Below are 25,249 nucleotides of genomic sequence, written 5' to 3' on the forward strand. Positions count from 1 at the left end.
GCGTGGCCTTTTTATTTGTCAGAAAACTTTACACCCTCCTCCCCAAAAAAGATTAAATCGCCCTCCCCCACCAACCGTTAAACACTACCTATCTCTTAAACAACGCTACCCGCCAAGAATTGCGTCAGACTTTTTTCCACTCAACCCAAAGAAGTCTCGCCATCAACGACATATACAGTGTCCAAACCACCCCTTAACGTCGATTTACTTTACACACAAAAAACCATAACGACCTGATTAATTTACAATTCTTTTATTTTCAAGCATTGCCGAAATGCTCTGCTTAAGGTCAAATCCCACCGACAGTCTAAAACGAGACACCAGTCACAGACTGACAGGCGCTTGAAAAGACGCTCAATTGAATAACCTGGCCGTACTTCCTTAGAAATCGGCATATACGAAACACACAGTCACGAACCGAGACGAGCAGCAAACTTTTGACGCAAATATCTTGTCGTTACCGACATTAATTCGCCGCCCGATCACGTTATACCAACACGAACCCCTCGAAATTGGTAGATGATCACAACTGTTGAGTTTGACTTCCGACAGCAACAATTGACTGCAACTCATTTGAACAGGTAAGTGAAGAGGATAAATCTATGATGATCAGCATTCTCGGCCTTGGTTATGTAGGTGCAGTCTGCGCGGCCTGCCTTTCAAAGCGAGGTCATACTGTTGTAGGGGTCGACGTCGCTCAAACGAAAATAGACATCATCAATCAAGGTCGCTCACCGATTGTCGAACCTGGTCTAGAAACGCTTATTCAGGAAGGCGTTCGCAATCATCGAATCACAGCCACTACAAATGTCAGACAGGCCGTATTGGAAAGCGATCTTTCAATGATTTGTGTTGGCACACCGAGCAAAGCCAACGGAGATCTGGACCTAACCTTCGTAAGAACAGTCTGCCAGCAAATCGGTGATGCTCTCCGAGATAAGGCCACCCGTCATACTGTAGTCGTTCGCAGCACGGTATTGCCAGGCACTATTCGCGACGTAGTGATCCCGGCATTGGAGCATGCATCAGGCAAAAAAGCTGGTGTGGATTTTGGCGTAGCCATGAATCCAGAATTTTTAAGGGAGTCAAGTGCCATTGCCGATTATGAAAACCCACCGATGACGGTTATCGGTGAGTTGGATGACGCATCTGGCGCTCCTCTCGTGGAGATATACCAGGAATTGGACGCTCCATTGATTCGACGCCCTATCGAAGTGGCAGAAATGATCAAGTACACCTGCAACGTCTGGCATGCGACAAAAGTCGCCTTCGCCAATGAAATCGGTAACATTTCAAAAGCCGTTGGCATTGATGGCAGGGATGTTATGAATGTCGTTTGTCAGGACACCGAACTAAACATATCCCGTTACTACATGCGGCCAGGCTTTGCTTTTGGTGGGTCCTGCCTGCCCAAGGATGTCAGAGCGCTCACCTATCGTGCGCGACAACTCGACCTCCCCCAGCCCCTGCTAAATTCGCTAATGCCCAGCAATGCACTACAAGTGCAACTTGCAGTGGATCGGATCATCGGCTTTGGTAAACGTAAAATCTCCTTGCTTGGTCTAAGCTTCAAGTCGGGCACGGATGACCTCCGCGAAAGCCCTTTGGTGGAGTTGGCCGAACGCCTCATTGGCAAGGGCTACGAACTTAAACTCTATGACGCCAATGTCCAGTACGCCCGAATTCATGGGTCAAATCGTGATTACATCGAATCACGCATCCCTCACCTATCCTCACTGCTGGATGACAGTCTTGATGCCGTCATCGACCACGGAGAGGTCATCGTTATCGGGAACGGTGAAAAGATCTTCCAATCAGTTGTCGATTCACAGGAACATACCGGAAAACGCTTGTTTGACCTTGTAGGCTTCATGGATGGTGTCACTGGACAAGACCAGGAAGGTGTCTGCTGGTAAAGCTCTAAAACAAATAGTAACGAGCACGGATACATATTCCGCTGCAGCGATGAACTTTGAGCACGCTGGATGGACTCGAGATATGTCTACACCAAAGGGACCTTCTACCTACCGGGAGCTGGCTCAGCGCTTCCTGGGCTGGCTTCTGCTATTTGGTTTCATTGCCTTGCTTGCCGACTCGGTTGATGCACGCTATCTGGACCCAAATCACAAAAAGTTCATTTTCCTGTTGGGCATCATTGGCACCTGGCGCTACGGCAATGCCATCATGCATTACCTGCGGGGCATGTACTTCCTGTACTGGCGCTTCCCCCGAATGCGCCGGGCGGTGGAGCGGCTGGGAGACCGGGCGCTGCCCTCGGAGGTGTTCATGGTGGTCACCAGCTTTCGCATTCCCACCCACACCACCTTCAAGGTCTACCGCTCGGTGTTCCAGGAAGTGGAACGGCTGGAGCGGCCCGTTACGATCATTGCCTCCATCGTGGAGAAAGCCGACGAAGTCTTTATCAAGGACATCCTGCGCCAGACCTGCCGCCATCCTGATCGCATCAAGCTGCTGATCGTCCGCGCCCGCGGCACGGGCAAACGGGACGGTCTGGCCCACGCCTTCCGCGCGCTGTCACGGCAGATGCCGGCAGAGGACGCGGTTGTAGGGGTGGTGGACGGTGACACCCTGATGCTGCCGGACTGCGTTGCCAACGCCATCAAATTCTTCAGCTACCTGCCCAATGTCGGCGGCCTCACCACCAATGAGTATTGCGAGGTGGAGGGCAGTGAGCTGATGCGCCAGTGGCACGCCCTGCGATTCGCCCAACGCCACGTCAACATGTGCTCCATGGCGTTGTCCCAGCGGGTGCTGACCATGACCGGGCGACTGTCGTTCTTCCGCGCCACGGTGCTCACTGATCCGGACTTCATCCGCGATGTCGAGGCGGACCACCTGGAGCACTGGCGCCTGGGCCGCTTCCAGTTCCTCACCGGTGATGACAAGTCGTCCTGGTTCAGCCTGATGCGGGCCGGCTGGGATACCTTTTATGTGCCCGACAGCCTGACCCTGACCGTGGAGCACCCGCCGGAGCCCCGTTTCCTGAAGGCCACCCGGCAACTGATGTACCGCTGGTACGGCAACTCCCTGCGCCAAAACTTCCGCACCACCCGCCTGCTGGGCCGGCGACAGCTGGGTCTGTTCACCATGTACGTGCTGTACGACCAGCGCATCTCGATGTGGACCTGCCTGCTTGGCCTCAGCGCTTCGCTGGTGGCGTCCTTGCTGTTCGGGGCCCAGTACCTGCTGCTCTACCTGCTGTGGATACTGATTTCCCGCACCATCGCCACGCTGCTGTACGGCCTGTCCGGACACGCCATCAACCCGTTGTACCCGCTGGTGCTCTACTACAACCAGATCGCCGGCTCGGCGATGAAGGTCTACTCCATGTTCCATATGGACCAGCAGAGCTGGACTCGTCAAAAAACCAAATTGGCTCGTGGCGGCAACATCGACGCTGCGCTAAATGCACTGTCATCCAAAGCCATGCTGATTGCATCCGTAGGCATTTTTTCTGGTGCGGTTGCCAGTTTGATTTACCTATCACATAGCCCCTCGCTTTGAGGAAGACGACATGACCACCACAAAACAACCACAAATAGTGCACGAAGCTATCGATGAACGTCAGCATGTGCGTACTCGTGTGCCGGCCAAGGCCTTACTGATAGGCAACACTGATGTCATCGAATGCCAGATCCAGGATCTTTCCTTGGGCGGGCTGGGGCTGATATCAGAGGAACCGCTGCAAGAAGGGCAGCTTTTCAAAGCCCAAGTGACCCTTGATATACACAATGCAAGTCTTAACCTTGAGGCTGATGTCAAGGTAGTCAAGCAACGGGGCGACGTGACCGGAGTTGCGTTCATCGACCTGACACCAGGCAAGCGAGACATCCTACGCTACGTCATCTCTGCCTATCTCGCTGGTGATATCGTCGACGTCAACGGCGTACTCACGGTGATGCAGCGGGAAAACTACATCAAACAGCGCAAGACAAAGGCCGATAACAGCCGCAACGGGGGCGACCGGCTCAAGGCCGCACTGGGCACCCTGGTGTACCTGCTGGTCGGGCTGGGCATTCTCAGCGCTCTGGGCTACAAGCTTTACCTGTACCTGTTCCGGGTGGAGGCGGTGCAGGCCCATGTCGACACCAACGCCTACCACCTGAACATGCCGGACAACGGCTTTGCCCGCTTCCTGCTGCCTCCAGACCAGCTCAGCGTCAGCCCGGGTACGCCAGTTGCCGCGGTTTCCGGCCAGCTCGCCAGCCGTCAGGAATTGCCGGAACAGCTGCCAGCCCTGGCCCGGTTGAGTGCCGAGGAACGCGCTCTGCTGCTGGGTGAACAACCGCTTGAGACCGTGATCACCAGTCCCTGCGACTGCGACGTTTACTACCCGCAGGCAGCCACCGACCGCTACGCCTACCGTGGCGACAGCCTGGTGCACCTGCTGCCAAAGGATCAGCCGCTGACGGTCAAGGCCCAGATTCCCTACCGGGTGATCGACCAGATCGACTCCATCGATCAGGTCTCGCTGCAGGTGTATGGGGTGGACGGGCCACTAACCGGCGACATCATCGGTACCCGGCTGCTGCCGCAACAGGGCACCATCGAACTGACCATCCAGCCGGACACGTTACTGCCGCGCAGCAGCTACCTCAGTCCGGTCACGGTGGATCTTTACCGCGGCTTGCCATTTGACCTGTGAGTAAGACTGTTGCCATGATCCGAGCCGTCTCCTACGCTTCACTGACACTTGCCATGGTGCTGTCGGCACTGGCCAACGCCGCTGAAACCGGCCTACCCCAGGTTCGCTATCAGCTGCATCAGGCTCCGGACACCGAGGTGATCGAACCGTTACGGCGTTTTGCAGAGCGTGGTGACCGGCCGTCCATGCGTCTGCTTGCCAGTCGACTGGTATCGCTGGAGCAACTGGATACCACCCATGAGGCCATCGGCTGGTACTGGCGCGCCTTTGATCGTGGCTATGGCAAGCCCCTGGCTCTGGCCGGGATGTCGGAGATTGCCGATCGCATGCCGCTGTTCCGCGAGCAGATCCGCTCGCTACTGCAGCAGGGCCTGAACCAGCTCGATCCGCTGGCCAACGATGAGACCCTCAACAGCGTGCTCGACCTGTTCCTGGTATACCCCGAACTGCTGCCTTCTGATCAGGTAGAGCACCTGATCGGGCAATACCAACGTGCCTGCGTACTGGACTGCCGTGCCCTCACCTACCAAGCCCGATTACTGGAAGCCCGCGGCCAGTTGGAGCAAGCAGAACGGCGCTACCGGCAGGCTATGCTCTTGGACGCCCGGGCGGTTGGGCTGTACTCCCGCATGCTCGGCGACAACGCCTTCGATGGCCTGCTCTCGGTCGCCCAGGCCCACCAAAGCCGTTTGCCGGAGCTGCCCGCCGAGGTGGTGGAAATGCTCGCTGTGACCCTGACCCGAACACCCCGCCAGCACGACAACGCTATTCTGCTCTGGCTCGACCAGGCCATTGCCTGGGGCTCGTTTCAGGCACTGCTGGCCAAGGCCGGCTACCTGCTGGACCACCCCGATGTATTCGACCACCAGGCCGCCTTCCGGTTGATTGAACAGATTAGCCTCCGGGACCCGGACGAGGCCGGCTTTCTCCGGGCCCAGGCACTGCAGGTTTACGATTGGCCGAGCCTGGACCCGGAAGCTGCACAGCGGCAGCTCCAGACCCTGGCACCGCGCCACCCTGACCGGGTACAACTCGCAATGGCACAGCTATACAGCAGCGGTGGCCTGGACGAACCCGATCACCGCGCCGCACTGGCGCTCTACCAACCCCTGTTAACCCGACCCAACGCCGCCGCCCATTACCGCGTCGCTACGCTGTATGCTGGCACCCGCGCCATGTGCCCGGACCCGGTCAAGGGCTATGGTTACGCCCGCATTGCGGAGCTGCTGGGCAGTGCACGCGCCCGGCTGTTACGGCAACAGCTGGAAACCCGTCTGAGCCCTGAGCAACACAGCCGCGGTCAGGCCCTGGTTCACGTTCTTCGACAACGCCTGGAGCAGTCGATATGAGCCGCCTTCACTTCCGATCTGTCTGGTTGTTCCTGCTGCTCCTAACACTCCCGGCGCTGGTCCGGGGCGCCGCTAACACTATCACCACCGAACAGCCCCGTTATCAGCTTCAGCACAAAGTTACCGCCCAGATCGGCTATGGCCCCGGTGACGCCCCGCTGGGGAGTGACAACCGCGGATTCGGCCAACTGCGCTACCAGCCTGCACTGACTGCTTACCTGCCCCAACGGGCCTGGCCCGACTGGCAGTTTCACACCCGACTGTGGCTGACCTACACCGATGACGACAGCAACAGCGCGCTGTTCGAAGGCACCAGCCCGGAAGGTGACAGTCTGGAACTGCGGGATGCCTACGTCCGCCGCGAGCGGTTGCTGGACGATCCCCGACTGTCCCTGACCATCGGTCGCCAGCCCTATCGGTCACCATTGGCGCTGTGGTGGGACACCAGTCTGACGTCGGCCCGTCTCCAGTGGCAGGACACCTTCGAGCGTGGTTTTGTCGCCCTCGGACAACGGCCACACAGTTTCAACAGCGTCGAGGGCCGGCTCGACCCGGAGGACAGGGACATCGGCTATCTGCTCTCGGAAGCTGCCTGGCGCTGGGCGCCACAGGGATGGACTGGGGTCCGGCTGATGGCAGAGCTCGATCACTCCGGCGCCGACTGGCGCAACGATCGGGAAGACATCCGTGCAGTCCGCACCGGGGTATTCATCGGTGAGCGCCAGCGTGAGGACCGGGCCCTGGTCACCGACTACCACCTTGAAGCGCTGTGGCTGCAGGGACAACGGCAAGACACCAATGGTAAGGACAGTGTCCGCGGCTGGGCCCTAGCAGGCGAAGCCGGCAAACGCTTCCGCCAGCAGCCCTGGCAACCCAGGCTGGCGGTGCGGGCAGTGATAACCGACGACCGCGCTCAGGGCTTCTACCTCAACGGCCTGCAGAGCGACCGCCTTCAGTTTGAGCCAAGGGAGCGGGGGGCCATGGCGGGATCACTGGTTAACCTCAGCCTTCGCAACACGCTGTTTTACGGCCTTCGTCTGGAAGCCCACCCGGCAACCCGCCAGCGACTGGCCGTTATGCTCAGCAATCTGCACTGCCGCTCCGCCAGCGGCCCGCTGCCCCTGGAACGCATCAGTGACCGAAACGACCGCTGCCAGGGGCATGATCTGGGACAAACGTTGGACCTGGACTATCGCTGGCGGATGTTCCCACTCGCCTTCGCCGGAAGTCAGCTCAACTGGCAGGTAAGTGCCAGTCTGGGCCTGTTCCATGCAGGGTCGGCGCTGGCCGAAGGTGGTGATGACCAGCAATGGCTGATCAATACCGAGATGAGCTGGTAGGGCACGCCGATGATCTTCGCTTCCAACGTCTTCCTATTCCTGTACCTGCCGCTGTTCCTGGCGGTGTACTACTTGGCACGGCCACAGTGGCGATCGCTGGTGATCCTCGCCGGCAGCTACCTGTTCTACGCCTGGTGGCGACCGGATTTCCTGCTGCTGTTCGTCGCCGTCAGCTACTGGAACTATGGGTTTGGGCGCTGGCTGCACCAGTACCGTCAGTCTGCTCCAGGGCTGGCGTTTCGTCTGCTCACCGTTGCGGTCATCGGCAACCTGGCGGTGCTGGGTTACTTCAAGTACGCCAACTTCGGCGTCGAGGTGCTGAACGACCTGCTGCAGCCGCTGGGCATCGACACTTTCACCCTGGAGCACATCATCCTGCCGCTGGGGCTGTCGTTCTATATCTTCCAGGCCATCAGCTATGTGGTGGACGTGTACCGCGGGCACGCCCAGCCGGCCCGCCATTTTGTCGATTTTGCTGCCTACATCGCGCTGTTTCCCCAGCTGATTGCCGGCCCCATCCTGCATTACCGCACCATCGACCGGCAGCTGCGCCAGCGCGAACACAGCTGGGAGCTGTTCTCCCTGGGCGCCAGCCGGTTCATGCTGGGCTTTATCAAAAAGGTGCTGATCGCCGATTCCCTCGCGCCCCTGGCCAACCGCTTCCTGAGCAATCCCGATCCCGGCTTTGCCGATGCCTGGCTGGGTACTGCGGTGGCGTTCATCCAGCTCTACTTCGACTTCTCCGGCTACAGCGACATGGCCATTGGTCTGGGCATGATGATGGGCTTCCGCTTCGCCGAGAACTTCAACCAGCCCTTCCTGGCCATGAGTTTCACCGAGTTCTGGCGGCGCTGGCACCTGACCCTCGCCGACTTCCTGCAGAACTATGTCTACCGTCCGCTGGTGAAGGCCTGTGGCGTCAACGCGGGCCGGGCGCTGTTCGTTACCATGCTGCTTTCCGGTATCTGGCACGGCGCCAGCTTTGCGTTCTTCTTCTTCGGGCTGGTGACCGCACTGATGATGATGCTGGAGCGACGGTTCCGCTGGGTCACCACCCCACGCACGCCCTACAACGGCTGGCGCCACCTGCTGAACCTGCTGTTGATGATCATGATGATGGGGTTCTTCACCACCGGCGATCTGGCCCACTCGCTGCAGATTCATCAGGGCATGCTGGGCCTCTCCGGCCCCGGCTACCTGGAGCCCTATCTGCTGGCCAGCTCCCGCCTGACGCTCGCGTTTGTGCTGGTGGCGGTGGTATGGCTGGTGATCGCCGGGCGCACCAACCTACGGTTCTACGCCCGTGAAGGCGCCCCCTACCTGATGCAGGAGGTACGCGGCTGGCAGGCCGGGCTGCTGTGGCTGGGTTTCGCCCTGGCGGTCAGCCGGCTGGCGGCCAACTCCTTCTCACCCTTCCTGTACTTCCAGTTCTAGGAGCCGCCGATGTTTCCCGTGATGACTCGCGCCAGCCGCTGGAACGGCTACCTGTTCTGTCTGCTGCTGGTTGCCATGATGATCTACGGCGTGCCGCAACTGCTGCACTACGCCGGCAGCCAGGACCAGGCCCTGACCCTGTACCTGGATGGCGAGCTGGCGCGGGATTTTGAAGGCGAGTTCGATCAGCAATTGCCGCTGCGGGACCTGGCGATCCGGTTCTGGGGCAACCTGCGCTACCTGGTGTTCCGCGAAGGCGAAAACGGCGTTGTCCTGGGCCAGCAACACTGGCTCTACACCACCGAGGAGCTGGTGTACCCCAGCCGCCTGGACGCAGTGCTGGCCGGCCACCTGAGCCGCATCGGGGAGTTCCGCGAGGCCCTCGCCCGGCGTCAGCAACAACTGATTCTGGTGCCGGTGCCCATGAAGGTCGCCACCTACCCGCAATACCTCGGCCGCCCCCTGCCGGCACCGATCGCCCGCCTCTACCCCCGCCTGATTGAAACGCTGAACCAGCGCCAGTGGCCCCATGTCGACCTGGCCACGGCGTTTCACCAGACAGCCGGCGATGGCGCGCCCCTGTTCCTGGCCCGGGACACCCACTGGAGCCCCCGCGGGGCCCGGCTCGCCGCCGACACCATCGCCCGGACCTGGCCCGAACTGCAGGGCGACCGGTCATTCCGTACCGAACGTCTGGACGACAGCCGCTATCAGGGCGACCTGACCGGCTTCATCCTCACCAGCGATGGTCTTGCCGAGGGCTACAAGGCCAGTGAGGTGGTGCCCCGCTTTGAGACCCACGGCGACCTGACCATGCCGACAACCGCTGCCCTGTTTGGCGATCACAGTGATCGTGGAGTCGATCTGGTTGGTACGTCTTACAGCCAGATCGAGCGGTGGCACTTTACCGGCTTTTTGCAACAGGCCCTGGCTCGAGAGGTCAGTACCTTTGCAGTGGAAGCCCTTGGGCCCTACGCCGCCATGGAACGCTATCTGGCCGACACCCACCGGGATGCCCAGCCGGACACCGTGATCTGGGAATTCCCGGTGCGGGCCCTGTTGCAGCCGCTAGACCCGAACAAAAGCTGGCAGCAATCCCTGGATGAACAGTTCTGACGAGGAGAACCCCGATGCTGTACCGGTTACCCCAACTGGCAGCCCTGCTGCTGATGACCCTGTCCTCACTGGCCTGGGCCGACGACAACGCGGCGCTCTATGACGATGCCCTGCCGGCGGACGCCGGCTTCGTCCGCCTGCTCAACCTCGCCGCGGCGCCGGCGGAGCTGAGGGTACCGGCTCACGCCCTGAACCAGGCGGTGGGCGGCACCCAGCTGGGAGACTTTCTGGTGCTGCGCGAGGGGGAATACGAGGTGACCGTCAACGGCGACGCGCTGACCGTTGCAATCGGCGCTGGCCAGGCCACCACCCTGATCAGTGATGGCCAGCAGCTGCGGCAACAACAGGCACCGCTGCCGCAGAATCCCCGCAAGGCCCAGATCTGGTTCTACAACTTCAGCACCCAGCCACTGGCACTGAAAACCGCCGATGGCCAGATTGCAGTGGTAGACACCCTGGCGCCCGGAGAGCAGGGAGAACGGCTGATCAACGAGGTCAAACTGGGCTTTGCCGCCTACCAGGGCCAGCAGGCCGTCGCCGAGTTTGCCCCCTTGCTGTTACGGAAGGGGCGTAGCTACAGCTATGTGGTGATGTCCTCCGAGCAGGGGCCGGTGGCCCAAGCCAAACTCAACACTGTGGCACGGAGGGACCCATGATTGCCATCAGAACAATGGCGCCCTGGCTGGTCGCCCTTGCTCTCGCCACGACACCCACTGTTGCCAGCACCGGCGCTACCATGTCGTCCGACAACACCGACTCCCTACTGATGTCACCCGCTGACGCCTGCGACCAGGGCTGCCTCGCCTGCCCTGGCCTCGCGGACCCGGAACACTATGCCGAAGGCTCCATGAAAGCGCTGCGGATGATCACACCGGGGCAGGAGCGCTGGCTGTTTCGCAGCGAAACCGACCTTGCCACCGACTTCGGTTTTCCGGATGCCCAGGCCGAAGCCTGGTTCCGGCAGTTGGTGTCGACCCTCGCCCGGCAAGACACCGCCCTGGTGATGATTCTCCAGCCCACTCGAGGCCTGATGCATCAGGACCGCCTGCTGGCCGACGACCGCGCCGGCTTCGATGCCGAGCGGGCACGTCAGGGCATGGCACGGTTCCAGACCCAGTTGCGGCGGGCCGGCGCCATTGTGCCCGACATGCTGCCACTGGTGGACCAGCCGCCGGAGGCCGACTACTTCTTCCGCCGCGATCATCACTGGACCCCCGCCGGCGCCCGCGCCACCGCCGAGCGTGTGGGCGTGGCCCTAGCCGATCATCCGTTGCGCCAGCGACTGCCACCACAGGCCTTCGTCACCGAGCCCGGGGCGGTGATCCGAAAGCGCGGCTCCCTCAACAGTGGCCTGGGCCAGATCTGTGGCAATCACTATGGCCACCAGTACCTGCGCACCTACCAGACCCGGCCGGCGCAGCAGCAGAACCAGGCGGCGCTGTTTGGCGACCCGCCAAGGCCCGAGGCCGTACTGGTCGGCACCAGCAACTCCGCCGCACGGGACGACGACCAGAAGAACTACAACTTCGACGGTTTCCTCAAACAGGCCCTGGCCACCGACGTGCTCAACCATGCCCTGCCGGGGGCCGGAGCCGCCGGCGCGCTGCAGCAGTTTCTCCACTCCGCCGACTACGACCCGGCACAGCCACCGGCGGCGATTCTGTGGGAGCTGCCGCTGAACTACCGGCTGGATGACCCGCTGATGTATCGCCAGCTGCTGCCCGCCGTCAGCGGCCGCTGCCGCGGCGACCGCCAGATTCGTCGCCAGACCCTGGCACTGCCGGCGCTCCAGGTGCATCAGCGGTACGAAGTGCTCAGCAACACCGGTGACCAGTACCGCGACCTGCGTGGTCTCGACGGTTACCTGGACCTACGTTTCAGCGACCCGGACCTCAAAGCGTTCTACATTATTACCTACTACGACAACGGCGAGCGGGATAAGGTCTGGATACGCCGCCCGGCAGCAGTGGCCGGTGGCCAGTACTATCTGGCGCTGTCCCGCTCACCCCGCCTGGCCGAAGCCAACCTGCTGTCGGTGTTCATCGAGCCGACCCAGACCACGGCCACAGCCTCGGAGATGGAGATTCGACTATGTCGCTGAACCGCACCCTGAATGCCCTGCTACTGACCAGCCTGTGGGTACTGCCCCAGGCGCTGGCACAGGCGGTACCGGCAGGCGTGCCCACCCAGCCGGTCAGCGCCGACTGCCCGCGGGAGGTGGTGGTGCCCTACACCGGCCACCTGCAACTGCCCAGCAAGTACGACCAGAGCGATGCCAGCAAGTCCACCCTGAGAACCGAGCTGGCGGCAGAACCGGAAGCCATCAAGGCGCAGATCCAGGCCTACAGCAAGCAGGTGGTGGGCTTTGCCGACTATTACCTCAGCCATACCGGCGACCGCCACCGGCGCGGCGCCCTTGCCTGCTTCCATGGCGCTCTGGGCAGCTGGGCCGACGCCGGCGCGCTACTGAGCACCGACGCCAGCAAGACCGGGGTGGCGGTGCGCAAGTGGAGCCTGGCTTCCATCGCTACCGCCGCCTGGAAGCTGCAGCGCCTGAGCACCGACGCCCAGCCATTCCGCCTCACCGACCCAGAACGGGAGTGGCTCGCCGCACTGGCCTCCCAGGTGGAACGGGAGTATGCGCCCCGGCTTGATCCCGACTTCCGCTACTTCAATAACCACGACTACTGGGCCGGCTGGGCACTGGTGGTGACCGCCATGGCCCTAGAGCAACCGGCCTTCAGTGAACTGGGCTATCGAATCTTTGACCGGGCACTGAGCCAGATTGAGCAGGACGACAGTGGCCAGCTGGGCTGGCTGCCCAACGAAGTGGCCCGTGCCCACCTCGCCACCAACTACCTCAACTACGCCCTCAATCCCCTGGCGTTGCTGGCCCGACACGCTGCCGCCAACGGCCATGCGATGTCCGCCGACCAACGCCAGCGCCTACGCTCACTGGTGCGGTTTGTGGTGGCCGCCGAACTGTCCCCCACCCGCCTGCCGCCGGTACTGGCGCAGGAACAGGAGCCGGTGCCCGACTACAAGTTTGCCTGGCTGCTGCCGCTGCTGGATCTCGACCCCCGCCCCTCGGTGGCGTGGACCCTGTACCAGCGCAAGGCCGGCAACGTCGACGGCTACAGCCAGGCCGGTGGCCGGCTGGCCCCGCTGTATCCCGCCGCCAGCCTGGGGCCTCAGCCATGAGCTGGTGGAAAGCCTTTAGCGGATGGAAGAACATGAGCCACAACAGAATCACGGGCGCAAAGGCCAGCCAGGGCCTTCGCGCGGCCCTGACCAGCGCGCTGCTTGCGCTGCTACTAGCCCCCGGCAGCGGCCACGCCGATCTGATGGCGGACATCGCCGCCCTCAGCACCAATACCAACAGCCCGGTCAACTGGCCCGAACCACCCCAGCCCCGTAGCCGGTCATCCCGCGGCCAGGCCACCATCGCACCGCTGTTTTCTTCCGAGCAGGGCAGCTGGCCATTCGAGCCGTTTACCCACAACGGCCTGTTTGCGGTCATCGCCAACTACCAGCAGCAGCATCCACGGGGGGTTCACCTGCGCGGTGGCAACGTCGACCTGGCCACCCTGCAGCGGCAGTTGGGTGATTCGCGAGTACTACGCCCCCACAAGGATGGCTACCTGCTCAGCTACCCGGTGGTGATCGGCGCCGATGCCGGCTTGATCGTCCAGGACACCACCCTTTATCTCGACATCTACGCCGGTGCCGCCATCATCAATCGCGGCGACCTCACCGTTCAGGATGCCACCGTCACGGTCTGGCAGGGCCAGCGTCCCCGCGCCCGCATCGCCCAGTACCGGCCGTTCATCACCGGCTGGGCCGGCAGCCGCACCTGGCTCGATGGCGCCGTGCTCGACCGGCTGGGCTATGACGCCCATCTCAGCCGGGGCCTGACCCTCGCCCGCAGCCAGGCCCAGTCGGCCAATCTGCCACCGGCACGGCTGGTGGCTCGTCACAGCCGCTTTGACAACCTCAGCAGCGGGCTAGAGCTGCGCCAGGGCGAAGCCTGGATCAGCGACAGCGAATTCCACCGCAACCGTCACTACGGCATTGATGCCATCGACAGCCGTCTGCGGGTGCGCACCAGCGAATTTCGCGACACCCGGCTGAACAGCAGTCTGCGTGTCCAGGGCAACAGCCGGCTCCGGGTTGCCGACACCCTGTTTGCCGGCGCCCATAAGTCCGCCCTGGAATCCCCCGGCTTCAGCGGCGAGCTGACCCTGCTGCGATCGGTCATCGGCCACAGCGGCAGCCACGGCCTGGCACTCTCCGCCAACGGCCCTGCCCGCCTGCGACTGGCAGATTCGGTGGTCGCGGGCAATCAGCTCAGCGGCGTGCAACTACAGGGGCCAATCCAGGCCTCGCTGACCGGCAACCGTTTTCGCCACAACCGGCGGCCGGCCCTGCGGGTAGACGCCCGCCAGCCGGCGGGCGAGGTGGAGCTGCTGCTCTGGCGTAACCACATCGGCCGCAGCGACCAGGCCATGCTGACCGGCGCGGCGCTGGCCCGGCTGGCGATGGCGGACAACCAACTTGAACTGGCGACCATTGAGTACGACTGGCTGCAGGGCTATCTGGCACCGCTGCAGAGCGAACTGGCCCAGCAACTGTTCCGTCACGGCTGTCCGGTGGATATCCGCGCGGACGAACACAACCGGCCCCGATTCCAGGCCACCGGGCGTAGGGGTTGTCCGTAGACGACGTCGGCCCCATGGAGCCGGCCGCCGCCATCAGGTACACTCTGCGCTCCATTGCGGCCACCGATTCACAACACATGGCTGAGAACACGCTTTCCACCGCAGACGCCGATTTCCAGCACCGCTTCGGCGGTATTGAACGGCTCTATGGCCGCCGGGCACTGGCGGCCTTTCGCCAGGCGCACCTGGTCATCGTCGGACTCGGCGGGGTTGGGTCCTGGGCGGCGGAGGCCATTGCCCGCAGCGGCGTTGGCACCATCACCCTGATCGACATGGACGACATCTGTGTCTCCAACACCAACCGCCAGTCCCACGCCCTCACCGGCCAGTACGGTCGTACCAAGACCGACGCCCTGGCGGAACGGCTTCGGGCGATCAATCCCCACGCCCGCATTGAGCCCCATTTCGGTTTCCTGACGCCGAAGAATGTAGCGGACCTGCTGGGGGACGACCTCACCGGTGTGATCGACGCCATCGACAGCGTCAAGGCCAAGGCCGCGCTGATCGCCCACTGCAAACGTCGCAAGATCCCGCTGGTGTGCGCCGGCGGCGCGGGCGGCCAGATGGACCCGACCCAGATCCAGGTGGCCGACCTCAGCCGCACCACCCAGGACCCGCTGCTGGCCAAGGTGCGCAACATGCTGCGACGGGAGTATGGGTTTTCCCGCAACCCCAAGCGCCGCTTCGGCATTGAGGCGGTGTATTCGCTGGAACAGCTCACCTACCCGGCGGCCGATGGCGAGGTCTGCCTGCAGAAGCCCGATACCGACGGCCCGGTGCGCCTCGACTGCGCCACCGGCTTTGGCGCCGCCAGCCCGGTGACCGCCACCTTCGGCTTTGTGGCCGCCTCCCGCCTGCTCAATCGCATTGCAAGGCGGGCCCAGCTTGACGATAGTACAAAGAGCCTCTGATTCGCCCCGAATCACCCCATCCAACGGACACGGACTGATCTCTCTATGCCGAGCATTGTGATGCTTCTTGCCAGCATTGGCGTTCTCTCACTGTTTTGCCAGTGGCTGGCCTGGCGGGTACGGATGCCCGCCATTCTGTTCCTGCTGGCCGGTGGCCTGGCCGCCGGGCCGGTGCTGGGCTGGCTGGACCCGCAACCGCTGTTTGGTGACCTGCTGTTTCCGGTGATCTCGCTGGCGGTGGCGGTGATCCTGTTCGAGGGCAGCCTGACGCTGCGTTACCAGGAGATCCGTGACCACGGCAAGATGGTCCGCAACCTGATCCCGGTGGGCTCGGCGGTCACCTGCCTGATCGGCACCCTCGCCGCCCGCTGGGCGCTGGAGGTGTCCTGGGAGGTTGCACTGCTGTTTGGTGCCATTTCCATTGTCACCGGCCCGACGGTGATCGTGCCGCTGCTGAGGTCCGTGCGACCGACCGCCAAGCTGGCCAACATCCTGCGCTGGGAAGGCATCATCATTGATCCGGTGGGGGCGCTGCTGGCGGTGCTGGTGTTTGAGGGCATCGTGTCCTGGGGCCAGGGCAACGTCTTTGGCCACTCCCTGTTCATTTTTGCCAAGACCCTGGCGGTGGGCTTCCTGATCGGCGCGGTGGCCGGCTACCTCAACGGCATCGCCCTGCGCCGCCACCTGCTGCCACAGTACCTTCACAACGCCGGTACCCTGACCTTCATGCTGGGGGTCTATGCCCTGTCCAACGAGCTGGCTCATGAGTCTGGTCTGCTGACGGTCACCGTGATGGGTATCTGGATGGCCAACATGAAGCAGGTACCCATCGACAGCATCCTGGAATTCAAGGAATCCCTCAGCGTGTTGCTGATTTCCGGGCTGTTCATCATTCTGGCGGCGCGGGTGGAGTTCGACGCCATGGCGGCCCTGGGCTGGGATATGGTGATTGTGCTGGCGGCGCTGATCCTGCTGGCGCGGCCGGCCAGCGTGTTCCTGGCGGCCATCGGCACCACCCTGAACTGGCGGGAAAAACTGTTCCTGAGTTGGGTGGCGCCCCGAGGCATCGTGGCCGCCGCGGTATCGGCGCTGTTTGCCTACCAGTTGCAGAAGCTCGGCTACGAGAGCGCCGGCGCCCTGGTGCCACTGGTGTTCATGCTGATCATCACCACCGTCACCCTGCAAAGCCTCACCGCCCGCCCCATCGCGCGCCTGTTGAAGGTGGCGGAACCGGCGGATTACGGTTACCTGATCATCGGCGCCAACCAGATGGCCCGCAAGATCGCCGCCGCCCTGCAGAAACACGAGGTGCCGGTCACCCTCACCGACACCAACTGGGAGAACGTCCGCCAGGCCCGTATGGACAACCTGCAGGTCTACTTCGGTAACCCGGTGTCGGAACACGCTACCACCCACCTGGACTTCACCGGCCTGGGCAACCTGCTGGTGATCTCTCCCTACAAGCAGCTGAACACCCAGGCGACTTATCACTTCCTCGACTGGTTCGGCAAGAACAGCGTGTTCAGCCTGTCGGAAGGCGACCAGGACCAGCAGGCCGCCCGGCACCAGACCGCCGAGAAAGTGCAACGGACCCGGGGACTGTTTGGCGGGGTGAGCTACGCCAAGCTGGCCAGTCTGGCCAGCCAGGGCTATGTGGTGAAAACCACCCAGCTGAGTGAGGCATTCAGTTACGACGACTTCGAGGCCCAGTACGAACGCCAGGCCCTGCTGCTGTTCGTGATCGACAACCGTGGCCGTATCCAGCCGGTCACCGGCGCGCTGGAGAAGAAACCCGGCAAAGACTGGACCCTGATCAGTCTGATCCCGCCGCAACCGCCCAAGGAGCGCAAGGAGAAAGACGTCGACAGCGAGTCCACCGTCTAACCTCCGGCTCGATTGATCCGCTGACTGGGCTGCGCCGCTCAGCGGCAGTCCAGCACCAGCTTGCCACGGCCGTGGCCACGTTCCAGCTGTTGCTGGGCGGCCCCGGCCTCCGCCAGCGGGAACACCCGCTCGACGTGGACCCGGACATCGCCGTCCTCGATCAGTTCGGCGATTTCTTCCAGGTGGAACACCTCTGGCCTGACCGTCATACCGTGGGCCTTCAGGCCCATGGCTTCGGCACTGGAAATGATCTCGTCAGCGGTGACGGTGGGAATAGTGACCAGCACCCCGTGCTCACTGAGGGTGTGCAGGGAACGCCGGCCGATGTCGCCACCCACCAGATCCAGCACCACGTCGAGGCCGTAGCACTCGTCCACGAAATCCATGGTGGCGTAATCGATCACCTCATGAACCCCGAGGGCGTTGAGGAAATCCCGGTTGGCAGCCGAAGCAGTGGCGATCACATGCGCCCCCCGCTCCAGCGCGAACTGCACCGCAAAGTGACCAACACCGCCGGCACCGGCGTGAATCAGCACCTTCTGCTCCGGCTCCAGTTCCGCCACTTCAAACAGTCCCTGCCAGGCAGTCAGTGCCGCCAGCGGCACCGCTCCAGCGCTGACCAGATCCAGCTCCTCCGGCACAATCGCCAGCTCATCGGCCCGGGCCAGGGCGTACTGGGCATAGCCGCCACCATCGCCGGGAAAACCGATCATCCCCATCACCCGGTCCCCCGGCGCCAGGGTGGTGACCTCATCGCCCACGGCAATGACCTCACCGGCCATGTCGTAACCGGGTGTCCAGGGCAGGTGTGACTCGATCTGGCGGGCGGCAAAGCCCAGCCCCTTGCGGGTTTTCCAGTCAATGGGATTGAGGCCGGCGCCGGCCACACGAACGCAGACCTGGCCTGTACCGGGCAGGGGAACCGCCGCGGTTTCCAGACTCAGCTCATCGGCCTCACCGAACCGGTGGTACACGATGCGCTGCATCTCGCGGGCCTCTGGGGGCAGGGAATCGTGGGCCATGACGGCTCTCCTGATCGGCAGTGGACGGGGTTCTTTCTCCAGCCTAGCAGAAGCCGGCCGGAGCGTGTCAGTTGCTTATGACCAGGCCCTGGCCACCCTCGGTCAGTGCGCTGGCCAGGATGTCGCCGTATTCCTTCGGCACCCGGGTGGGCCGCTGGCTGCGCAGGTCGACACAGGCGTGGGTCGACAGCGCCCGCATCAGCGTCTTGCCATCGCCCGGACGTACCAGCTGGAATTGCCGGGCAGAACGGAAACGGCCGTCAAAGGCGGTCAGCCAGGTGCCCATCAGCAGGCGGTCACCGGCGTTGGCCGCCGCCAGGTAGTCGATCTCGGTGCGGGTGATGGCCATGGCCTTACCGGTGGCCTCATGGCGATCCCAGGTCATGCCCAGGCTTTCGATGTGGGCCCAGCTGATGTCTTCCAGCCAGCGCACGTAGACCACGTTGTTGGCATGGCCCAGGCGGTCGGTGTCGGCGTCGGTCACGTCGATCTCGAGGATAAAGGGGTTGGCCAGGTCCCAGTCGATGGCCGCCGTTGCTGTCATTTGCCGAACTCTCCCAATCCAGGCACGGAGCGCAACGCTAGCCGACCGATGCGGTCATTGTGAAGTGAACCAAAGTATAGGTAACCGTTGCTGGGATTGACCGAGGTGATTTCCTGCAGGTGGGTGCCCTTGGGGTCGTGCAGGCTGGTAATCACCCTGCCCTGCTCATCCAGTGCCACCACCAGGCCGTAGGGCTCCGGCTTGGGCTGCAGGCCGTCGGGCAGCTTCGCCACCAGATCCTTGAGCCAGGGCAGGCTGTGCATCATGTCGATCTGGCCATTGCGCAGGGAGGGAAACGCCACCCAGTAACGCCCGACCTCGTCCACCGCCAGGTTGTCCGGAAACCCCGGCAGGTTGTCGGTAAAAATCTCCGCCTGGCCGGCGTCGCGACCGGCAATCCAGTACTTGAGAATGCGGTACTTCCAGGTTTCGTTGACCAGCACGTACGTGCCATCAGGCGACACCGCAACGCCGTTGGCAAAATGCAGGTTCTGCAGCAGCACTTCGGTCTTGCGGGTCTGCGGATCGTACCTCAACAGACGGCCGTGGGGACGCATCTCCAGCAGATCCAGCTTGTAGTCCGGCTGGTGGAAACGGGAGCTGGCGTCGGTGAAATAGATTCGGCCATCGGGTGCGATGTCGACATCGTCGGTAAAGCGGAACGGCAAGCCTTCGGCTTCCCGGGTCAGCACAGTGACCTTGGCCTCCGGCGACACCTGCAGCAGGCCCTGCCAGGCATCAGCAACAATCAGGTTGCCGGCGGCATCGAACACCATGCCCAGAGGGCGACCGTTGGTCTCAAGCCAGGTTTCCACCCGGCCATCCGGCCAGATTCTTACAATCCTCCCATCCTGGGTACCGGCGTAAAGACGGCCCTGATCATCCTCGGCGGTGTCTTCCGGGCCGTACACCCGGCCCCGGGCCAGCAGCTCCGCCAGCCGCAATTTCTGGTTCGGAGCCAGGGCATCGGTCAGCGCCGGCGGCGGCGGCGCCTGCCAGGCCTTGCTGTCCACCGGCGATGGCGACAGCAGGAATCCCCCCAGAACCACAAAAAACAGCAACAGACTTGCCAGCAACCACCTCATAGAATCCTTCCAGTTGTGTTCGAGTTAGCCCTCAGCACGTACCTACCATAGCAAACCCTGACGATGGTCTTGGCGCCAACGCCATCCGGCTGTCCAGCGGAATCGATGTTGGCCCGCAATCACTGCTCCGCTAGAAACTGGCGGCACAGAGCGGCGAAGGTGTCCGGCTTCTCGGCATGCAACCAGTGGTCGGTACCGCTGATGATGCGCAACTGGGCTTTCGGGAACAGTGACATCACCGCCTCGCGATGCTTGTCCTGGATGTAGGCGGACTCGCTGCCCTTTAGAAACAGCACCGGCCCGGTGAACGGCCCCTCCCCTTCCGGCGCAGCGGCCAGGTTGTTGTAGCTGGCCTCGATCACCGGCAGGTTGATGCGCCAGCGGAAAGCCGCCGGGGCGGCCTCGGTGCGCTCCTCCTCCGGCACCCGCTGCAGGTTCTTCAGCAGGAACTGGCGAACGGCAGGCGTCTCGACGTAACGGGCCAGCGCCCGGTCGGCATCCTGGCGCGACGCCAGGCTCGCCAGGTCGAGCCCGGTCATCCCTTCCAGAATCACGTCGTGATGGGGTGGATAACTCACCGGAGCAATGTCCGCAACGATCAGCCGTTCCACCCGTTCCGGCGCGCTCAGCGCCACCTGCATCGCCGCCTTGCCGCCCATGGAGTGGCCCAGCAGTGAGGCCCGCTCCAGACCGGCCTGGTCCATGTAGGCCAGAATGTCCGCCGCCATGGCCGGGTAGTCCATCTGATCGGTGTGAGGAGAACGGCCGTGGTTGCGGTGATCCAGGGCGTGGATCTGGTATTCATCCTGCAGCCGCTGGGCCACGCCGCCCAGATTCTCCAGTGAGCCAAACAGCCCGTGCAGCAGGATCAGCGGTTCGCCTTCGCCACTGACCCGATAGTTGAGCGCCACTGTCATGCCCATCGCTCCGTTGTTCGGCGGTTACCCGCGGGTGTCGTCATACGTTTGTTTTCTCTGCATCAAACCCTGGAAATGTGGAAGCCTTCGCGCTTTCCCAGCGATCCACAGGCTACAGTGAGCGAACATTTTCCGCCAGTCATGAGGACCCGCGCCATGCCCGCTTTCCTTCAGCAGGAACGCCGTCGCCATCGCCGCATGCCCGCCGCCGAGCTCACCCTGGAGTGGCGCCGTCGCCGGGGTCTTTTCTCACGCTTCCACCCGGCTATCGGTGAGGATTTTACCCGCGAAGGCCTGTCGATGGTGGTGGAACCGGACCGGGAGCCCGCCCCAGGCGACACCCTGGAACTGCGTGCCGCGTTGTCGATGGAAGCCGGTCAACTGGATCTGGAGAAGATACTGGCAGTGGTAAAAAACGTCCGCCGGGAATCCGGGCACTGCCGCGTCGGGCTGGCGTTCGATTTTGCCGCCAACCGCACCATGCGCGCGGAATCCACGGTGGCGCAACTGGCAAGGATTGAGGGGCTGCTGGCCCGCAGCGCCAAGCTGCGGCAACGATTGCTGGCAACACCCTGAGGCTTAACCAGTACCTGAATCCGTGACTTCAACGAGCTGAAGTCACGGATTCAGAAAAAGGTTTTATTTCCAGAGCTCCCACCACCGCTTCCGATTAACCAAGTTCATTTGCTTGGCTTTATCGTAGCAGGCTCCACAAAGCAGCTTTACGCCAGCAAACGCTTCAGATTCATCGTTCCATTCGCCGACGCGATTGACGACGTCCTCACAGGCGGAACACCAAGAATCCGGACGCGGGTTTTCTGGGCTTTCTACAGAAGACCAGAATCCTCGCGGTTTGCTATCTCGAAGACTTTGCACTGTATGCTGGCAAACATACTAATCCAAAACAAAGTAAGCGAACATCACGCCGAGATATAAGCCAGCTCCGGATGCCCGAAAAATGACTTCAAGAGCTTTGGTAATTTCTGCAATCGCCGTAGTTGCCGATAAACGATAGCTCGGAGCTGCTCCTTGTTGTTGATGACTTTCTTGCCCACATGGTGATACTTGATGTAGCCCCAGACAGACTCGTCCGGGTTCAGTTCGGGGGAGTAAGGCGGCAAGAAAAACAACCTGAGCCTGCCATCAAGATTGTCCACGTACTCTCTGACCTTGCGGGCATGATGGACTGGGTGGTTGTCCAAAATCAGGAACACGGGTTTGTCAGCATCCCGAACCAAAGCTTTGAGAAAACCGATAAACACCTCGGCATTCATGGTGCCCTGCAGCGTTTTAAAGCGCAGCTCTCCACGAGGCGAAATGGCAGAAATCAGGTTTAGACTGAAGCGGCTTCCAGTCCCTCGTATGAGGGGAGTTTCGCCCGCAGGGGCCCAGGTTGTGCCACTGTGATAATCAGAGCGAATGGTGGCCTCATCTCCGAAGAAGATGGTGGCTCCTGCCTTCTTGGCCTCTTTTTGAATCTCTGGATAGGTTTCTTTCTTCCATTGTTCCACTGCTTTCGGGTTTTGCTGGTAGGCCCTATGCAGCGGTTTCTGAGGTGTCAAACCGAGGTTCCGGAGTAGGCGCCCAACAGACACATCGCTCAGGCGTACATTGAACTCCCGGCGGATCAGTTCACGCACGCGAGCCCGGGTCCACAACGCAAACTCGAACTTCAGTTGATCCGGCGTGAATGAGGTGATCCAAGTGTAGAGTTCACGAATCTGGTCTCCGGTCAGCTTCTTCGGTCGGCCTGAAATCTGCTTCGCCTTGAGGGCGTCAAAGCCACCTTCGCGATAGGCCGCCAGCCACTCATAGATCCGCGCCCGGCTCATGCCAAGAGCCTTGATGACCACTTCAGGACTCTCTCCATCCATCACACGTTGAACGGCGCGAATGCGGAGGGCTTCCAATGTCTTGTGGTCGAGTTTACGACCGTCGTCATGGCGCATGAGGGGAGATATCCGATAAGCTTGGCGAATAGGGACTGCATTATAAATGATGTTCGCTTACTTTCGTACTCATTAGTACGTCGCCTGCTGCTTACCGTGCTCGCAACATTCAACATAATGACCTTCATCGCTCATCTGCATTGCCTTTTAACAAGGCTGTAGAAAACCTCGCGTTTTTTGATGGCGTTCCTACGTGAAATCTGGGGTCGTTCTCGATGATGATGACAGCTCCAGATTTTAAGAATAGGCGCTATTTTTAGTTCATTTATCGATCATTTTCAGGTCAAAACATCTCCTGACCTTAACGCCAATAGTCCGCGGCGGCCATTGCGTAGCGAAGCGTAGAAAAAGCCGTCCAGTGGAGGCCCATCAGGGCCGGAACGAACTGGATTCCTGGTTAAGTTTTTATAGGCCAACCTGCGTGCGCCCAAGTGCCAACGCCAATTCTCGAATTATTGTGAAGGGCACATTTGCCAGCGAACTTCCTAGCTTCTGACGGACTTGTGCGGCAACGGTTTCGTTCCGCATCGAATCCAGAAACTCATGTCCTTCCCAAGATAGGCCAAATGGGTAAACAGTGATTATCCTGTCTGGCGTTGTTTTCGAGTTAGTCGACTCTGCATCCAATAGACCCGCCTCGAACATCCGGCGTAGATGGTAGGCGACAACACGATCGTCAAAACCGTCAATATGAAGCTTTTCAACCACAGAGATCTCGTCGCGATTCTCCAAAAACTCAAGAACTTTAATGACCAGTTCCATATCACGTTGCATGAGATCTCCAGGAAAACTTAACGCCCGCAATAAACGGCGCGAGGAACGAGCGTCCGGCGACCGCAGGGAGCGAATTGAATTGCTTGGTTAACCATTTTAGACCCACTGATTCTCATAAATCGTTCTTCTCAGCACTCTAGCGGCGAACAGAGCCATTTCTTCTAGCTCTTTTTCCGACTCTTCAGGATCATCAAGCAGCTTCTGATCATCCCATGGGTCATTTACATGCACCCACTTATTTCTGTACTTCCGTAGCTTGTGCAAATCAGCTCGAAGATCGTCTGCTATGAGAGCACCATCAATTAGCTCAAAGAGGCTGCTGCGCTCTTTCTCGGAATACTCGGAGCGCAGATAGGTTTCGATCCCAGAAACTGCCGTCAGTATTGATGCCAGGTTCGCTCCATTCGCAAACGCCAGGTCCGACTCTCGGACAATAAAAGAGCACCACTCTGACAGGATGACCCCGCCTTTTAAGAGCTCTTCATCAAGCGATACTATGTGGTTCCAACGTTCTTCTTCGTTCATATGGCTAACATTGATTCAATGGAAAGTTACGTGTTTAAACACATCACCAGACTGATATCCCGCCAAGTTTCTCCATCAAACTTATACTCCGACTCCTATTCCATCAAGCACTTAGAGAGATTCTCCCTAGGTTCGTTTGCGTAAAATGTGTCAGACGCCAAAATATCCCGACGGCTGTATAAACAAGGCCAACAGTACGGGCATGAAAAAACCATCGGCATAAAAAAACCGGCGCAGGCAAGGGCCTGTGCCGGTTTTCGCTGTTGCTTGAGCAATCGCTGTTACTGACTGACGACCCGCTCCGCCTCCTCCATGGAGGTGTGGCGGACGTCTTCTCCCTTGACCATGAAGATGACGTTCTCGGCGATGTTGCAGGCGTGGTCGCCCACCCGCTCCAGTGCCCGCAGCACCCACATCACCGACATGCAGCGGGAGATGTTGCGGGTGTCTTCCATCATGAAGGTCAGCAGGCTGCGGATTGCCGCCTGATACTCTTCATCCACCCGCTTGTCTTCCTTCATCACCTGCAGCGCCAGCTCGGAATCCAGCCGGGCAAAGGCGTCCAGGGCGTCGTGCAGCATACCGCCCACATGGTTGCCGATGTGGCGCACTTCCACGTAACCGCGCGGCGCCTTGCCTTCCTCGGACAAGCCCATGGCGAACTTGGCGATTTTCTTGGCTTCATCCCCGACCCGCTCCAGGTCGGCCACCATCTTGATCACCGACACCACCAGGCGCAGGTCGCGGGCGGTGGGCTGGCGACGGGCGATGACCCGGGTGGACTCCTCGTCGATCTCCACTTCCATCCGGTCCACGGTCTTGTCGCGGGCGCGGATTTCGTCAGCCAGGTGGCCGTCGTTGTCGATCAGGGCCTTGACCGCGTCGGCCAGCTGCTGCTCAACCAGCCCGCCCATTTTCAGGAACTGGGTCTTGAGCTCCGCCAGTTCTTCGTTGAACTGGTGGGAGATGTGATCACCGTAGACGTCGTCTTTCTGGTTCGGCATTGCCTGTATTC

At 61.3% G+C, this 25,249-nt stretch carries 22 protein-coding genes; 14 read left to right on the forward strand and 8 right to left on the reverse strand.

Features of this window, described 5'->3' with window-relative positions; translation table 11 throughout:
• The first annotated feature begins 602 nt into the window (after window positions 1-602).
• From J2887_RS18665 to J2887_RS18725, 13 genes are all read left to right on the forward strand, one after another.
• Complete coding sequence (locus tag J2887_RS18665) at window positions 603-1,916, forward strand: nucleotide sugar dehydrogenase (protein WP_227172630.1); 1,314 nt, start codon at window positions 603-605, stop codon at window positions 1,914-1,916.
• Between the two features lie 82 nt (window positions 1,917-1,998).
• Complete coding sequence (locus tag J2887_RS18670) at window positions 1,999-3,525, forward strand: glycosyltransferase family 2 protein (RefSeq protein ID WP_227172631.1); 1,527 nt, start codon at window positions 1,999-2,001, stop codon at window positions 3,523-3,525.
• Between the two features lie 10 nt (window positions 3,526-3,535).
• Window positions 3,536-4,666 (forward strand): PilZ domain-containing protein, encoded by a 1,131-nt coding sequence (locus J2887_RS18675; RefSeq protein WP_227172632.1) that lies wholly within the window; start codon window positions 3,536-3,538, stop codon window positions 4,664-4,666.
• 14 nt (window positions 4,667-4,680) lie between these two features.
• Complete coding sequence (locus J2887_RS18680; protein WP_227172633.1) at window positions 4,681-6,015, forward strand: hypothetical protein; 1,335 nt, start codon at window positions 4,681-4,683, stop codon at window positions 6,013-6,015.
• Entirely contained in the window at window positions 6,012-7,355 is a 1,344-nt protein-coding gene (locus J2887_RS18685; RefSeq protein WP_227172634.1) for an alginate export family protein, read from the forward strand. Before J2887_RS18680 ends, J2887_RS18685 begins: the two co-directional genes overlap by 4 nt.
• A gap of 9 nt (window positions 7,356-7,364) precedes the next feature.
• Entirely contained in the window at window positions 7,365-8,789 is a 1,425-nt protein-coding gene (locus J2887_RS18690) for an MBOAT family O-acyltransferase (RefSeq protein WP_227172635.1), read from the forward strand.
• Window positions 8,790-8,798: 9 nt separating this feature from the next.
• The gene (locus J2887_RS18695; RefSeq protein ID WP_227172636.1) at window positions 8,799-9,905 is read left to right on the forward strand and encodes an alginate O-acetyltransferase AlgX-related protein; all 1,107 of its coding nucleotides are present in this window, start codon (window positions 8,799-8,801) and stop codon (window positions 9,903-9,905) included.
• Window positions 9,906-9,919: 14 nt separating this feature from the next.
• Window positions 9,920-10,561: an alginate O-acetyltransferase AlgF gene (locus J2887_RS18700; RefSeq protein WP_227172637.1), complete on the forward strand. Its 642-nt coding sequence runs from the start codon at window positions 9,920-9,922 to the stop codon at window positions 10,559-10,561.
• Complete coding sequence (locus J2887_RS18705; protein ID WP_227172638.1) at window positions 10,558-12,006, forward strand: alginate O-acetyltransferase AlgX-related protein; 1,449 nt, start codon at window positions 10,558-10,560, stop codon at window positions 12,004-12,006. The genes J2887_RS18700 and J2887_RS18705 overlap by 4 nt, the downstream gene beginning before the upstream one ends.
• The gene (locus tag J2887_RS18710; protein ID WP_227172639.1) at window positions 11,997-13,106 is read left to right on the forward strand and encodes an alginate lyase family protein; all 1,110 of its coding nucleotides are present in this window, start codon (window positions 11,997-11,999) and stop codon (window positions 13,104-13,106) included. Before J2887_RS18705 ends, J2887_RS18710 begins: the two co-directional genes overlap by 10 nt.
• Before the next feature lie 32 nt (window positions 13,107-13,138).
• A complete protein-coding gene (locus J2887_RS18715; protein ID WP_227172640.1) occupies window positions 13,139-14,623 on the forward strand; it encodes a right-handed parallel beta-helix repeat-containing protein in 1,485 nt (494 codons plus the stop codon).
• 77 nt (window positions 14,624-14,700) lie between these two features.
• Window positions 14,701-15,534 (forward strand): tRNA cyclic N6-threonylcarbamoyladenosine(37) synthase TcdA, encoded by an 834-nt coding sequence (tcdA, locus tag J2887_RS18720; RefSeq protein ID WP_227172641.1) that lies wholly within the window; start codon window positions 14,701-14,703, stop codon window positions 15,532-15,534.
• Window positions 15,535-15,579: 45 nt separating this feature from the next.
• Window positions 15,580-17,418: a cation:proton antiporter gene (locus J2887_RS18725; RefSeq protein WP_227172642.1), complete on the forward strand. Its 1,839-nt coding sequence runs from the start codon at window positions 15,580-15,582 to the stop codon at window positions 17,416-17,418.
• A gap of 38 nt (window positions 17,419-17,456) precedes the next feature.
• Here J2887_RS18725 and J2887_RS18730 read toward each other — a convergent pair whose 3' ends face one another.
• The 4 genes from J2887_RS18730 to J2887_RS18745 form a co-directional block, all read right to left on the reverse strand.
• Window positions 17,457-18,440: an NADP-dependent oxidoreductase gene (locus J2887_RS18730; protein ID WP_227172643.1), complete on the reverse strand. Its 984-nt coding sequence runs from the start codon at window positions 18,438-18,440 to the stop codon at window positions 17,457-17,459.
• 67 nt (window positions 18,441-18,507) lie between these two features.
• Window positions 18,508-18,984 (reverse strand): acyl-CoA thioesterase, encoded by a 477-nt coding sequence (locus tag J2887_RS18735; RefSeq protein ID WP_227172644.1) that lies wholly within the window; start codon window positions 18,982-18,984, stop codon window positions 18,508-18,510.
• The gene (locus J2887_RS18740) at window positions 18,981-20,069 is read right to left on the reverse strand and encodes an SMP-30/gluconolactonase/LRE family protein (protein ID WP_227172645.1); all 1,089 of its coding nucleotides are present in this window, start codon (window positions 20,067-20,069) and stop codon (window positions 18,981-18,983) included. The genes J2887_RS18735 and J2887_RS18740 overlap by 4 nt, the downstream gene beginning before the upstream one ends.
• Before the next feature lie 119 nt (window positions 20,070-20,188).
• Window positions 20,189-20,986: an alpha/beta fold hydrolase gene (locus J2887_RS18745; protein ID WP_227172646.1), complete on the reverse strand. Its 798-nt coding sequence runs from the start codon at window positions 20,984-20,986 to the stop codon at window positions 20,189-20,191.
• Between the two features lie 156 nt (window positions 20,987-21,142).
• On the opposite strand from J2887_RS18745, the gene J2887_RS18750 reads away from it, so the two are divergent.
• Window positions 21,143-21,562 carry a hypothetical protein gene (locus tag J2887_RS18750; RefSeq protein WP_227172647.1) on the forward strand — a complete coding sequence of 140 codons (420 nt, stop codon included), beginning with the start codon at window positions 21,143-21,145 and terminating at the stop codon, window positions 21,560-21,562.
• A 344-nt stretch (window positions 21,563-21,906) separates the two neighbouring features.
• Here the strand turns inward: J2887_RS18750 and J2887_RS18755 are convergent, their stop codons facing one another.
• The 4 genes from J2887_RS18755 to phoU form a co-directional block, all read right to left on the reverse strand.
• Complete coding sequence (locus tag J2887_RS18755) at window positions 21,907-22,935, reverse strand: IS630 family transposase (protein WP_227172648.1); 1,029 nt, start codon at window positions 22,933-22,935, stop codon at window positions 21,907-21,909.
• A gap of 405 nt (window positions 22,936-23,340) precedes the next feature.
• Window positions 23,341-23,709, reverse strand: coding sequence for a DUF2513 domain-containing protein (locus J2887_RS18760; protein ID WP_227172649.1), 369 nt, complete (start codon window positions 23,707-23,709; stop codon window positions 23,341-23,343).
• Window positions 23,710-23,805: 96 nt separating this feature from the next.
• The gene (locus J2887_RS18765) at window positions 23,806-24,234 is read right to left on the reverse strand and encodes a hypothetical protein (protein ID WP_227172650.1); all 429 of its coding nucleotides are present in this window, start codon (window positions 24,232-24,234) and stop codon (window positions 23,806-23,808) included.
• Between the two features lie 281 nt (window positions 24,235-24,515).
• On the reverse strand, window positions 24,516-25,238 hold the full coding sequence (gene phoU / locus J2887_RS18770) for a phosphate signaling complex protein PhoU (RefSeq protein ID WP_227172651.1): 723 nt from the start codon (window positions 25,236-25,238) through the stop codon (window positions 24,516-24,518).
• Window positions 25,239-25,249 lie beyond the last annotated feature (11 nt).

Source organism: Marinobacter sp. CA1 (genome assembly GCF_020546665.1).
In the GTDB taxonomy this organism is placed as follows: Bacteria; Pseudomonadota; Gammaproteobacteria; order Pseudomonadales; family Oleiphilaceae; genus Marinobacter; species Marinobacter xestospongiae.